Source organism: Pseudomonas fluorescens group sp. PF-69, from assembly GCF_054481235.1.
Genome location: NZ_JBTMNC010000001.1, coordinates 1,440,223 through 1,452,691, shown reverse-complemented (window position 1 = coordinate 1,452,691; position 12,469 = coordinate 1,440,223). Strand labels below are relative to the sequence as shown.

Annotated in this window: 14 protein-coding genes; 10 read left to right on the top strand and 4 right to left on the bottom strand. The window is 61.7% G+C overall.

The features are described 5' to 3' along the window. Window positions 1-23 precede the first annotated feature (23 nt). Genes ACX3YF_RS06585 through ACX3YF_RS06575 form a run of 3 tightly spaced genes read left to right on the top strand, consistent with a single transcriptional unit; the run spans window position 24 to window position 4,262 of the window. Window positions 24-1,088, top strand: coding sequence for an HlyD family secretion protein (locus ACX3YF_RS06585; RefSeq protein ID WP_458973570.1), 1,065 nt, complete (start codon window positions 24-26; stop codon window positions 1,086-1,088). After that, window positions 1,085-2,647, top strand: a complete 1,563-nt coding sequence (locus ACX3YF_RS06580; protein WP_458973569.1) for an efflux transporter outer membrane subunit — start codon at window positions 1,085-1,087, stop codon at window positions 2,645-2,647. The genes ACX3YF_RS06585 and ACX3YF_RS06580 overlap by 4 nt, the downstream gene beginning before the upstream one ends. Window positions 2,648-2,684: 37 nt before the next feature. Further along, on the top strand, window positions 2,685-4,262 hold the full coding sequence (locus ACX3YF_RS06575; RefSeq protein ID WP_458974833.1) for a glycosyltransferase family 39 protein: 1,578 nt from the start codon (window positions 2,685-2,687) through the stop codon (window positions 4,260-4,262). A 6-nt stretch (window positions 4,263-4,268) separates the two neighbouring features. On the opposite strand, the gene ACX3YF_RS06570 is transcribed toward ACX3YF_RS06575, so the two are convergent. Together ACX3YF_RS06570 and ACX3YF_RS06565 are read right to left on the bottom strand one after the other, a co-directional pair. Next, the gene (locus ACX3YF_RS06570) at window positions 4,269-5,027 is read right to left on the bottom strand and encodes a slipin family protein (RefSeq protein WP_047536013.1); all 759 of its coding nucleotides are present in this window, start codon (window positions 5,025-5,027) and stop codon (window positions 4,269-4,271) included. Between the two features lie 2 nt (window positions 5,028-5,029). Next, entirely contained in the window at window positions 5,030-5,563 is a 534-nt protein-coding gene (locus tag ACX3YF_RS06565; protein WP_196585665.1) for an NfeD family protein, read from the bottom strand. A gap of 196 nt (window positions 5,564-5,759) precedes the next feature. Here ACX3YF_RS06565 and ACX3YF_RS06560 point away from each other — a divergent pair, with 196 nt between their 5' ends. Both ACX3YF_RS06560 and ACX3YF_RS06555 read left to right on the top strand, forming a co-directional pair. Continuing rightward, complete coding sequence (locus ACX3YF_RS06560; RefSeq protein ID WP_047536019.1) at window positions 5,760-6,221, top strand: aminoacyl-tRNA deacylase; 462 nt, start codon at window positions 5,760-5,762, stop codon at window positions 6,219-6,221. 162 nt (window positions 6,222-6,383) lie between these two features. Beyond that, the gene (locus tag ACX3YF_RS06555) at window positions 6,384-6,629 is read left to right on the top strand and encodes a DUF2789 domain-containing protein (RefSeq protein WP_196585666.1); all 246 of its coding nucleotides are present in this window, start codon (window positions 6,384-6,386) and stop codon (window positions 6,627-6,629) included. A gap of 4 nt (window positions 6,630-6,633) precedes the next feature. On the opposite strand, the gene ACX3YF_RS06550 is transcribed toward ACX3YF_RS06555, so the two are convergent. Then, the gene (locus ACX3YF_RS06550; protein ID WP_130210827.1) at window positions 6,634-6,915 is read right to left on the bottom strand and encodes a type II toxin-antitoxin system RelE/ParE family toxin; all 282 of its coding nucleotides are present in this window, start codon (window positions 6,913-6,915) and stop codon (window positions 6,634-6,636) included. Then, window positions 6,912-7,190 (bottom strand): antitoxin of toxin-antitoxin stability system, encoded by a 279-nt coding sequence (locus ACX3YF_RS06545; RefSeq protein WP_130210825.1) that lies wholly within the window; start codon window positions 7,188-7,190, stop codon window positions 6,912-6,914. Before ACX3YF_RS06545 ends, ACX3YF_RS06550 begins: the two co-directional genes overlap by 4 nt. A gap of 197 nt (window positions 7,191-7,387) precedes the next feature. On the opposite strand from ACX3YF_RS06545, the gene ACX3YF_RS06540 reads away from it, so the two are divergent. From ACX3YF_RS06540 to ACX3YF_RS06520, 5 genes are read left to right on the top strand one after another with little or no spacing between them, the layout of a single operon-like run. Further along, window positions 7,388-7,816, top strand: coding sequence for a MarR family winged helix-turn-helix transcriptional regulator (locus ACX3YF_RS06540; RefSeq protein ID WP_130210823.1), 429 nt, complete (start codon window positions 7,388-7,390; stop codon window positions 7,814-7,816). Next, window positions 7,813-9,885, top strand: coding sequence for an FUSC family protein (locus ACX3YF_RS06535; protein WP_458973568.1), 2,073 nt, complete (start codon window positions 7,813-7,815; stop codon window positions 9,883-9,885). Before ACX3YF_RS06540 ends, ACX3YF_RS06535 begins: the two co-directional genes overlap by 4 nt. Further along, window positions 9,882-10,091 (top strand): DUF1656 domain-containing protein, encoded by a 210-nt coding sequence (locus ACX3YF_RS06530; RefSeq protein WP_047536034.1) that lies wholly within the window; start codon window positions 9,882-9,884, stop codon window positions 10,089-10,091. Before ACX3YF_RS06535 ends, ACX3YF_RS06530 begins: the two co-directional genes overlap by 4 nt. Beyond that, complete coding sequence (locus ACX3YF_RS06525) at window positions 10,088-10,975, top strand: efflux RND transporter periplasmic adaptor subunit (RefSeq protein WP_047536037.1); 888 nt, start codon at window positions 10,088-10,090, stop codon at window positions 10,973-10,975. The genes ACX3YF_RS06530 and ACX3YF_RS06525 overlap by 4 nt, the downstream gene beginning before the upstream one ends. Beyond that, a complete protein-coding gene (locus ACX3YF_RS06520) occupies window positions 10,972-12,420 on the top strand; it encodes an efflux transporter outer membrane subunit (protein ID WP_458973567.1) in 1,449 nt (482 codons plus the stop codon). Before ACX3YF_RS06525 ends, ACX3YF_RS06520 begins: the two co-directional genes overlap by 4 nt. Window positions 12,421-12,469: the final 49 nt, after the last annotated feature.

Below are 12,469 nucleotides of genomic sequence, written 5' to 3'. Positions count from 1 at the left end.
CCTCACTGAAACAGAAGGTTTTTATGACGACTCAATCAAAGCAAAAATTGGCCATGGGCGTCGCCGTTGTGATCGCGGTGGGCGTGCTGGTGTATCTGCTGGGGCCGGGGGTATTCGGTCAGCGCACGCAACAAAGCACCAACGATGCGTTTGTCTCGGCGGACTACACCCTGGTGGTGCCGCGGGTGGCCGGGTTCATCAAGGAGGTGCTGGTCGAAGACAACCAGCAGGTCAAGGCCGGCCAGTTACTGGCGCTGATCGATGACCGCGATCTGCGGGCCGCCGCCGAAGCGGCGTCCGCCGAAACCCTCGTGGCCCAGGCGCAATTGCAGAATGCCCGGGCGACCCTTGAACGCCAGGCCTCGATGATTGCCCAGGCACAAGCAACAGTCGTGTCGGCCAAGGCGGAAATGGCCTTCGCCGAACATGAACTGAACCGCTACGACCACCTCGCCGGCGTCGGCGCCGGCACGGTGCAGAACGCTCAACAAGCGCGCACCCGCATCGATCAGGCCAGCGCACGATTGGCCAACGTCACGGCAATGCTGGCGGCGGAACGCAAGCAAGTGGACATCCTCACGGCGCAGCGCGACGCAGCCGAGGGGGGCCTGAAACGGGCGCAGGCGAAGCTGGAAATCGCCAGTTATGAGCTGTCCTACACACGCATCGTCGCGCCGCAGGACGGCATGGTCGGTGAGCGGGCGGTGCGGGTCGGTGCCTATGTCACGCCAGGCAGCAAGCTGCTCGCGGTGGTGCCGCTGGCGCAGGCCTACGTGATGGCGAACTTTCAGGAAACCCAATTGACCCATGTGCATCCGGGGCAGGACGTGCAGGTACGTGTCGATACCTTTGACGGTGCGACGCTGAACGGGCGTGTCGAGAGCATCGCACCGGCCACCGGCGTGACCTTTGCCTCGGTGAAACCGGATAACGCGACCGGCAACTTCACCAAGGTCGTGCAGCGGATTCCGGTGAAGATCGTGCTGGAACCGGGTCAGCCACTGGCCGAACGGTTGCGCGTGGGGATGTCGGTGGAGGCGAGGATCGATACGGCTGGCGTCGGTGACCATGGGGTTGCACAACGATGAACTTCAGCAACTATTCATCATTGTGGCAAGGGCGCTTGCTCCCGCAGGGCCGCGCAGCGTGCCCAAAATCGGCGAGTGCACGCAAGCGACCTCGCCACAGGTTTTGCATGCAGTCGTTGGCCATTGGGTTCAGTCTTGCTTCGTTGAGTGCCTGCACCGTCGGCCCGGACTTCCAAAGGCCCCAGGCCCCGCCAATCACCGAATGGTCAAAACCATCGAAGGCCGCGGCCAGCCAAGCCATTACCGAAACCCTGGGCGAGCGCTGGTGGGAAGTCTTCAACGACCCGAAACTGTCGGCCCTGACCCAGCGTGCCCTGACCGACAACCTCGATCTGAAACTCGCCAGCAGCCGCTTGCAGCAAAGTCGTGCCGTGCGTCAGGTGATCACCGCCGACCGCTATCCCACCACCGCCGCCACGGCCAGCTATTCCCGTGAGCGCAGCAGTGGCAAAGGCCTGAGCGATCCGTCGGGGTACAACGGCCATTCGGCGTTCAACCTGTGGAATGCGGGTTTTTCCGCTGCTTGGGAGTTGGACTTGTGGGGGCGAGTGCGCCGCGAAACCGAAGCCGCCGACGCGACCCTGGAAGTCGCCGAAAACGACCGTCGCGCGGTGTTGTTGTCGGTACTCGCTGAAACCGCCCAGGACTACATTCAGCTGCGTGGCGTGCAAAACACCCGCGCGGTCACCGAGCAGAACCTTGAAGTCGCACGCAACAGTTTGAAATTGTCGCAGCTACGGCTGGCCGACGGTGTCGCGACGGACCTGGATGTTGCCGAAGCCGCCGCCCAAGTCGCGGCCATCGAATCGCGACTGCCCGCCCTGGCGCAACGTCAGACGCAACTGATTAACGCGCTGAGCCTGTTGATGGGCGAGCCGCCGCAGGCACTCACCGCCGAGTTATCCACCGATGCGCCGGTGCCGCAGACCCCACCCCAGATCGCCATCGGCCTGCCGTCGCAACTGGCCGAACGGCGTCCGGACATTCGCCAGGCCGAAGCGCGTTTGCATGCCGCGACCGCGAGCATTGGGGTGGCCAAGGGCGATTTTTATCCGCGCATTACCCTGTCGGGCAACGTCGGCTCGCAAGCCATGCAGTTGAGCGATTTCGGTTCATGGGGCTCGCGCGCGTTCGGCATCGGCCCGCAATTGAGCCTGCCGCTGTTCGACGGTGGACGCTTGCGCGGCGTGCTGGACCTGCGCGAAGCCCAGCAACAGGAGGCCGCCATCGCCTATCAGCAAACGGTATTGCGCGCCTGGCATGAAATCGACGATCAATTGAGCGCCTATAACGCCAGTCAACTGCGCCGCGACAGCCTGGCCGAAGCCGTGCGTCAGAACCGGATCGCCCTGCGCACGGCACAACAGCAGTACGTGCAAGGGGTCGTGGACTTCGTCAACGTACTCACTGTACAAGGCGCCTTGCTGGCCACTCAGGAGCAATGGGTGGAAAGTTCGACCGGTGTGTCGCTGGCAATGGTCGGGTTATACAAAGCGCTGGGCGGGGGGTGGGAGTCGGTGTATCCGCTGGCCGTGGCGGCTGACATTAGCCTAAAGTGAGGCCAACGTTTCGGCAGCGCAGGTGAACAGAGTGGTAGTGGAGGCGCAGCGAAAAGAGCGGTTGGCCAAACCCCGGTCATCGACCGCGAACTTGGCAGTGCTCGACGCAAGGCAGCGACTGCTGTGGTGGGGCGGTGGGTTGCTGGTCCTGGTGCTGGCCGTCCTGACCCGTTTATACGGCCTGACCGATGCCGCGATTTGGGGCGATGAAGGTTCCAGCCTGTTGATGAGTCGGTACACCCTGGATGGTATCTGGGCTCATGCCGCCCGTGACGTCCATCCACCGATGTACTTCATGATGCTGCACGGCTGGATCGGGCTGTTTGGCGATGGCATTTTTTCGATACGCAGTTTGAGTGCGCTGCCGGGTGTCGCATCGGTCATGTTGGGGATGTGGCTGGTCCGGTTGATCGCCAATCCGCGGGCGGCATTACTGGCCGGGTTGATGCTGGCGCTGTTGCCTACGGCGGTGCGCTACAGTCAGGAAGTGCGGATGTATTCGTGGCTGGGGTTGTGGTTGCTCGGTGCCACCATTGCGCTGGTGTATTGGGTCAAACAGCCTCGCCACACCCATGCACTGGTGATCTACACGCTACTGATGGCCACCGCGTTCTACACCCACTATTTCACTGCGCTCTGTGTGCTCGTCCATTGGGCGTACTTGCTGGTGTTGCGCCTGCAGCCAGACCCACCCTTGAAACACATCACTCGCCCGGCCTGGTGGCTGAGCAACGTAGCCATTGTGGTGCTGTTTGCTCCATGGATCCCTGGCCTGGTCGGCCTGACCCAGCACATGGCCGAGCTCAAGGCCAATGGCGATGTGGGTTGGGAATTGCCGGTCACCCTCAGCTCCCTGCCGTCGATGGTGTGGGACTTTCTGATCCAGGACGATGGGGATAACTTGCCCCGGCTCCTGTTCGTTGCGCTGCCAATACTATTGCTGGTGGTGATCCTGCTGACGGTTCTGCGTGATCGCAGCTCCTTTCGCTGGAGTGCATTGCTGGCACTCTACACCCTGCTGCCGTTGTTGCTGGTTTACGGGGTTTCGTTTATTTCACCCGTGTTTATCGAGCGCTATCTGAATGCCTATGCGATGGGCCTGCCGCTGATCATGGCACTGGCCATCGACCGCTTGCTGAGCGGCTTTCGGGTATTGGCGCTGGGGTTGTTGGTGCTGTTTGTCGGCACCGAGCTGGTCGGGCTGAAAAACAACTCCACCGTGGATGTGAATGACCAGATCAGTGTGATGGTCGAGTTCGTCAACCAGCACTACGTGGCCGGTGACCGAATCGTCATCAGCGACATGCTCTGGTACATGAGCTACGTCTATTACAACCGCACCGACACGGATCCGCTGCTGTACACCCCGCCCTTGGCCAACGGGACATCCAGCCGCCCGAATGATTATGGCTTTGGCACCCTGGTCAACGGTGATGCGCCAAGGATCTACCTCGACCACCTCAGTCAATTGCCCAGGGGAACCGGTCGCGTATGGTTGATCAGCACGGCGGATCAACCCGACGAATTCGCCCCGCTGCCTGGCGGTTGGCAGAAAGCCGCCGAGACCGCTGCGGGTAACACTCGGGCACGGTTGTTTGTCATGGGGGCTGAGTGACGGCGCTCAAGGTTTCGACGACAAGTCCGCCATGCCCTTGAGCAGCTCGATCGGCAGTGGGAAGACGATGGTCGAACTTTTGTCGCCGGCGATCGAGCTGAGCGTCTGCATGTAACGCAACTGCATGGCCCCCGGCTGGCGACCGAGCATTTCGGCGGCCTGCATGAGTTTTTCCGAGGCCTGCAATTCGCCTTCGGCGTGGATCACCTTGGCCCGGCGCTCGCGCTCCGCTTCGGCCTGTTTGGCGATGGCGCGAATCATCGATTCATTGAGGTCCACGTGCTTGATCTCGACATTGGCCACTTTGATCCCCCATGCATCAGTCTGGGCGTCGAGCACTTGCTGGATATCGATGTTCAGCCGTTCGCGCTCGGCCAGCAGCTCATCGAGTTCGTGTTTGCCCAGCACCGCGCGCAAGGTGGTTTGCGCCAACTGGCTGGTGGCCATCAGGAAGTCCTCGACCTGGATAATCGCCTTCTGTGGGTCGAGCACGCGGAAGTACAGCACGGCGTTGACCTTGACCGAGACGTTATCGCGGGTGATCACGTCTTGCGCCGGGACGTCGAGCACCACGGTGCGCAAGTCGACGCGAACCATTTGCTGAACCACCGGAATCAACAGAATCAGGCCCGGGCCCTTGACCTGCCAGAAGCGTCCGAGCTGGAACACCACCCCGCGTTCGTATTCACGCAGGATGCGGAAGGTCGAACCGGCCAGCGCGATCAGCAGTAACAGCAGCGCGACAAAACCCACTTGCAGGCCCATGACTATTCTCCCGCTGGCACCGCGTCAGTCGCGGCCACTTTCAGCATTAATCCCTTGCGCGACACCACGCGTACTTTCTGCCCGATCTGCAGGGGCTTGGCGCTCGACACTTGCCAGTATTCGCCCTGTAAATGCACCCAGCCGTGGCAGGCATCGTCGGCCAGCAATGACGTGATCGGGGTGACGCTGCCGACCAGTACGGCATCGCCGCTGACGGTATGGCGCGGGCGGGTCTTCAGGGCGCGGATCAGCAGGAACACCAGCAGCAATGCACTGATCAGGCCTAAAACGATCATCAACGGAGCGGGGAGTTCGGCATTGGTCAGGATCAGCGCGCCGATCACGAACATCACGATTCCGCCCAGGCCAATCACGCCGTAATTGGGCAGGGCCGCCTCGGCGATCAGGAACGCGAGGCCGAAGGTGATCAACCAGACTCCGGCGGGATTGGTCGCCGGTAGCCCGACAGTGTCTGCGGCGAAGGCTGATGCGCTCAACGCCAATAGCAGTGCAGCGGTACAACAGCGCGTATTCACGTGACCCTCCGGGAGAGTCGTGGGCGGCTCTGTATACAGTTTAGTTGACCGATCGGTTGTATGAATTTTGTTCAGATGTCGACGTGTCCAATGGGCGGATTTCCCACCGGTTTGGCCCGGCGGGCCTAGACTTTCACTACGTGGAAAAGCGTCAACCATCGTCCGCCAGACGTTGTTGCGGACACCGAGGTGCATCATGCGTATGGCAAGAACCGTGCAGCGAAGCCTGGAAAAGGCTCAATGCGAATATGACATCGTCACCCACCCTCACTCGGCCAGTAGCCTGGAAACGGCGCGAGTCGCGGGCATTCCAGCCGAGCGGGTGGCCAAGTCGGTCATCCTCGACGACCACCACGGCCATTACCTGATGGCCGTGTTGCCCGCCAGTCGCCACCTGGACCTGAGCAAAGTGCGCAGCAGCGGCGAATGGCAAGTCTCGCGCGAAAGCAATCTGCCGCACCTGTTCGATGACTGCGAACGCGGCGCCGTACCCGCCCTGGGCGAGGCCTATGGTCTGGACGTGGTCATCGACCCGCTGCTGACCCGGCAAAAGGACATTTATCTGGAAGCCGGCAACCACATCAACCTGCTGCACATGGATATGCCACAGTTCCTGAAAATGGTGCCGCATGCCGAGGTGCGGGAGTTGAGTCATTGAGTTTCGCGACGCCAGTGCCGCCGTCATCGCGGGCAAGCCTCGCTCCCACAGTGATTGAGTTGAGCCGCAGATTTGTGATCAACACTGAACCTGTGGGAGCGGGCTTGCCCGCGATTGACCGCGCAGCGGTCACCCATTCAACCCTTCCCCAAGGAGTCAGCCATGGAAAACCCGACCCACAGCCTCCCATCGCTGTTCAAACAACTCGGCCTGCCCGACGACGCCGAAAGCATCGATAAATTCATTTCCACCCATTCACCGCTCGAACCGGAACTGCACCTGGCGGATGCGTTCTTCTGGACCCAAAGCCAGGCGGATTTTCTGCGCGACGATATTCTGGAGGATGCCGATTGGGCGGAGGTGGTTGATCAATTGGATGTGATGTTGAGGAAAGGGCGGGGGGTATAGACGTTCAATTCTCTGGCGGCCACTGACGGGACGTATGAACCAGAGCAAGTATCCAGATTGCGTTCACTGCCTGTTCATAAACAATTCGATAACTCTGATGTGGAATCAGCTCGCGAGTGCCGGCAATGATTCCGGCAGGGCCACTTTCAGGGTGTTGCGCAAGCCTGGATATCGCATCGCTGAAGCGATTGTCCATGTCGATGGCCGCTTTCGGGTTGATGGCATACAGGTAGTCCCAAATATCTGCACGATCCTGTGCGGCTTCTCGCGTCCAGATTATCCTCATTGTTCTGTGGCTGCCTTCCCACGCCTGGCGGCGAACTCTGCTTCCACTTCCTCATTCGCCAGGCCGTTGCCGCTGTGCATTGAGGTGCGGGCGATGTCCACTTTGCGTTGCAGGAAGGCCTCGTATTCACGAGATTCTCGTTGCGTTTGGACAAACTGGCGCATCATTTCCCGGACGATTTGTGAGGCAGGGCGGTGAGCGGCTTCTGCTTCGGCCATGAATTGTTCGCGCAAATCTGATTCGAGCTTCATTGTAAAAACGGCTTGTTTTGACATGGTGAGTGTTCCTGGATCGGGTACCAAGAAAGTATATACATCATCAGTACTCTGTCAGGTCCATCGCGTTCTGCTTGCGACGGGTGGAAACCAATTTGTTTCAAAACTTGACGGAAAAACCTCTCCAATGCCATATTGATAGTTAGCAAACTAACAGTGTGTTTTCTCCCGTGCCGAATAATCTCGACGTTCTGCAGATGAACATCAGCAGCTCCATGGTGGTGGCCGCCAGGCATTGGCGGAAAATCTGCCAGAGCACGCTGCTCAATTACGGAATTTCCGAAGCCTGTGCCGTGCCGTTGTTGATGATCGGACGGTTGGGCGAGGGGGTGCGGCAGGTGACGGTGGCGCAGGCGGCGGGGATGGAGAGCCCGTCCCTGGTGCGGTTGCTCGATCAGTTGTGTCACGCCGGCTACGTCTGTCGCACCGAGGATGCGCAGGATCGCCGCGCCAAATGCCTGAGCCTCACCGACAGCGGCCGGACACTGGTGCAAGCCGTCGAAGTTGAGCTGGTGCGCTTGCGCAGTGAGGTGCTCGAAGGCATCGATCCGCGCGATCTGGAAGCCACCTTGCGTGTATTGAAGGCCTTCGAGTCGGCCGGCCAAGCACCGGTGCTCCACCCTTGAGCGGCTTTTTTACCGGCGTGCCCCCGGCGCGGGACTGGTTCTTCGGTGTGCGCACGTTCGCCGCCTCGATGATTGCGCTCTACATCGCCTTGCTCATGCAAATGCCGCGGCCTTACTGGGCGATGGCCACGGTGTATATCGTTTCCAGCCCGTTTGTCGGCCCCACCAGTTCCAAGGCGCTGTACCGTGCAGTGGGCACCTTTCTCGGTGCTGCCGCGGCGGTTTTTTTCGTGCCGATGTTTGTCCAGAGCCCCTATGTGCTGGTGCTGGTCATGGCACTGTGGACCGGGACTCTGCTGTTTCTGTCCCTGCATCTGCGCACCGCGAACAGCTACGCGTTGATGCTCGCCGGTTACACCTTGCCGCTGATCGCTCTGCCGGTAATGGATAATCCGTTGTCGGTGTGGGACGTGGCCGAAGCGCGCACGGAGGAGATCTTCCTCGGCATCGCCGTTGCGGCGGTCGTCGGCGCGATGTTCTGGCCCCGGCGGCTGGCCCCGGTGTTCAACGGTTCGGTGAGCAAATGGTTTGCCGATGCCTCGACCTACAGCCTGCAATTCCTCGGTCGCCATGTGCAACCGGCCGAAGTCAGTGCGCTGCGTGCGTCGATGGTGGCAACCTTCAACAGCCTGGAGCTGATGATCGGTCAGTTGCCCCACGAAGGCGCGCGGCCGCAAACGGTGCGCAACACCAAGGAGCTGCGCGGAAGGATGATCCACCTGCTGACCGTGGTCGATGCCCTGGACGATGCGCTTTACGCCCTGGAGCGGCGCACTCCCGAACTTGTGGATAAGTTCGCGCCACTCCTCGGCGCCGCCAGCGAATGGCTGCAACACAAGGACGCGGATGTCGATCGCTGGCAGGCGCTCAAAGACCGGGTCCAAGCCCTTCAACCCAATGTCGAAGCGCTGGAGGACCGCAAGCAGCTGTTGTTCTCCAACGCGCTGTACCGCCTCGGCGAATGGATCGATCTGTGGCAGGACTGCCGCAGTCTGCAAATCGCCATCCAATGCGAAAACCAGGACAGTTGGCACGCGGTGTATCGGCATTGGCGGCTCGGCCGACTGTCGCCATTTCTGGATCGCGGCCTGATGCTTTATTCAGCGGCGTCCACCGTCACGGCGATCATCGTCGCCTCGGTGCTGTGGATTCTGCTGGGCTGGACCGATGGGGGCTCCGCCGTGATTCTGGCGGCCGTGGCCTGCAGCTTCTTTGCCTCGATGGATGACCCTGCGCCACAGATTTACCGGTTCTTTTTCTGGACGGCGATGTCGGTGTTGTTCGCCAGCCTTTACCTGTTTCTGGTGCTGCCCAACCTGCACGATTTCCCGATGCTGGTGCTGGCGTTCGCCGTGCCGTTCATCATCGTCGGCACCTTGACCGTCAAGCCGCAGTTTTACCTGGGCATGTTGCTGACACTGGTCAACACCTCGTCCTTCATCAGCATTCAGGGCGCGTACGACGCCGACTTCCTCAGCTTTGCCAACTCCAACCTGGCCGGCCCCGTGGGCTTGCTGTTTGCGTTTGTCTGGACCCTGATCGCCCGGCCATTCGGTGCCGAGCTGGCGGCCAAGCGTCTGACCCGATTCAGTTGGCGTGACATTGTCGGCCTGTCCGAGCCGGCCAGCCTGGCCGAGCATCGGCATCTTGGCGTGCAAATGCTTGACCGCCTGATGCAGCATTTGCCGCGTCTGGCTTTGACCGGGCAGGACACCGGGATCGCCCTGCGGGAAGTCCGCGTGGCGCTGAATATGCTCGATCTTCTCGCCTACGCGCCGCGCATTGACGGGGTGCCGAACGCGCTGCTGCGCCAGGTGGTGGCCGAGGTCGGCGAATACTTCAAGGCGTGCCTCAAGGCTGACAGGCGCTTGCCCGCGCCGAGCCCGTTGCTGATGACCATGGACCGTGCCCGCCGGGCGCTGGGCGGTGCGGGTGATGACGAGACCCGCCTGCAACTGTTGCACGCCTTGAGTGGCTTGCGCCTAGCGTTGTTGCCCGGCGTCGAATTTGTCGGTTCCGCCGAGCTTGAAGAACCGCTTCCCCATGGCATCGATGGAGCGCCTTTATGATTGGTGACCTGGATCTCAGCGGGGTTTTCCTGCCCACACTGCTGGTGCTGATGGGCATTACCTATGTGTTGTTCCTGTTGGTGCACGGGGTGCTCACGCGTCTGCACTTTTATCGTCTGGTCTGGCACCGGGCATTGTTTAACGTGGCTCTCTACGCCTTGCTGCTTGGCGTCGTGGACTCACTCAGTCGATACCTGATGACATGAAAAAGCCTTTATTGACCATCGGCCGCGTGGCCCTGACCCTGTTGATCGTGAGCTTCGCCGTGGTCGTGGTCTGGCGGATGGTGCTGTATTACATGTTTGCCCCCTGGACCCGCGACGGTCACATCCGCGCCGACATTGTGCAGATCGCTCCGGACGTTTCCGGGCTGATCCAGCAGGTGGACGTGCGCGACAACCAGCCGGTCAAACGCGGCCAGGTGCTGTTCAGCATCGATCAGGACCGTTTCAAACTGGCCCTGCGCCAGGCGAAAGCCGCCGTCGCCGACCGGGAAGAAACCCTGGCCCAGGCCCAGCGCGAAGCCAAGCGCAACAAGGGCCTGGGCAATCTGGTGCCTGCCGAACAGCTGGAAGAAAGCCAGTCGAAGGTCGCCCGTGCCCAAGTGGCGTTGATGGAAGCCCAGGTGGCGGTGGACAGCGCTCAGCTCAACCTCGACCGCTCGGTGATTCGCAGCCCGGTGGACGGTTATGTCAACGACCGCGCGCCGCGAGCCCAGGAATTCGTGAGTGCCGGGCGGCCGGTGCTGTCTATCGTCGACAGCAATTCGTTTCACATCGACGGCTATTTTGAAGAAACCAAACTGGACGGCATCCATATCGGCCAGAGCGTCGACATCCGGGTGATCGGTGACCGCGCGCGCCTGCGTGGCCATGTGGTCAGCATCGTCGCCGGTATCGAAGACCGCGACCGCACCAGCGGCAACAATCTGTTGCCCAACGTCAACCCGGCGTTCAGCTGGGTGCGCCTGGCCCAGCGGATTCCAGTGCGGATTGCTTTCGATGACGTACCGGCGGATTTCCGCATGATCGCCGGGCGCACCGCGACGGTGTCGATCATCGACGATCAGGTCCGGGAGCCTGCGCAATGAGCAAAGCCACGGGTTTGGCGGTTGCCGGATTAGGCTTGTTGCTGTCGGCGTGTCAGGTGGTCGGGCCGGACTATCACTTGCCAGAGGCGGCGGCCATCCACCGTGATGACTTGCAGGGCGAACTGGCGGTCGAGGGCAAGCCCGTGGTCTCGGCGCCGGTGCCTGCCGATTGGTGGCGCCTGTATCGGGATCCGCGTCTCGATCAACTGGTGCAGCAAGCCATGGCATCCAACACCGACCTGCGCGTGGCGGCGGCCAGCCTGTTGCGCGCTCATGCGCAAGTCGACGAGGCCGAGGCGGCCGGTGGCTGGAGCGGTGGCGTGAAAATGGGCGCCGAGCGTTTGCAGGAGTCCGGCCAAGCCTTCCTGTTGCCGGAAAAGGTGCCGGTGGCCAACATCGGCGATATCGGTATTTCCGCGTCGTACCAGTTCGACCTGTTCGGTACGCTGCAGCGTGGCATCGAAGCGGCCAAGGCCAATGCCGATGCCACCCAGGCCGCCGCCGACACCGCGCGCATTACCCTGGTGGCGGATGTGGTTCGGGCCTACACCCAAGTCTGCGCGGCCAACGAAGAGCGGGAGATCGCCCAGCATTCCCTTGATCTGCAATCCCAGAGCACCACGCTGATCCAGCGCTTGCGCGACGCCGGACGCGGCGACGAAACCCAGGTCACGCGCTCGCAAACCCAATTCAAGTCGTTGCGTGCCGACATGCCCCGTTATGAGGCGGCGCGTCAGGCCGGGTTGTTCCGTTTGTCGATGCTGCTGGCCAAGCCTGTGGATCAATTGCCGGCCGGCACCGCGACTTGCGCTGAACTGCCGAAAATCGCGCAGTTGGTGCCCGTGGGCGATGGTGCCGCATTGCTCAAGCGTCGTCCCGACGTGCGGCAGGCCGAGCGCCGACTGGCGGCCGCGACGGCCGGTATCGGCATCGCTACGGGCGAGCTGTACCCGAACATCAGCATCGGCGCGACCATCGGTACCGTCGGCATCCTGGGTGATCTCGGCGACCCGTCCACCAACCGTTGGGGTTTCGGGCCGTCGCTGACCTGGACCATACCGTCCAACGGCACCCGCGCCCGCATCCGTGAAGCCGAAGCCACGACCCAGGGTGTGTTGGCACACTTCGATGGCGTTGTGCTCAACGCCATTCGCGAAACCCAGACCGCCCTGGCCCAGTACTCCGCGCTGCTGCAACGCCGTGATGCCCTGGCGGATGCCGAGCAATCGGCGAAACTGGCGGCCGACCAGACGCACCGCTTCTTCCAGGCCGGCCGCGAGTCGTTCCTGGCGGACCTGCAAGCGACCCGCACTTACACCGACGTCACGGCACAACTGGCCACGGCGAACACGCAAGTCGCCATGAGCCAGATCGATTTGTTCCTCGCCCTGGGCGGAGGGTGGGAAAGCGGACGAACGCAAGCCTCGAACTCCGGCAAACCCTGAGGCCGTTGCTATGCTTTGAAGTGTTGGAGGGGCGTTGGAGTCAGGCGCC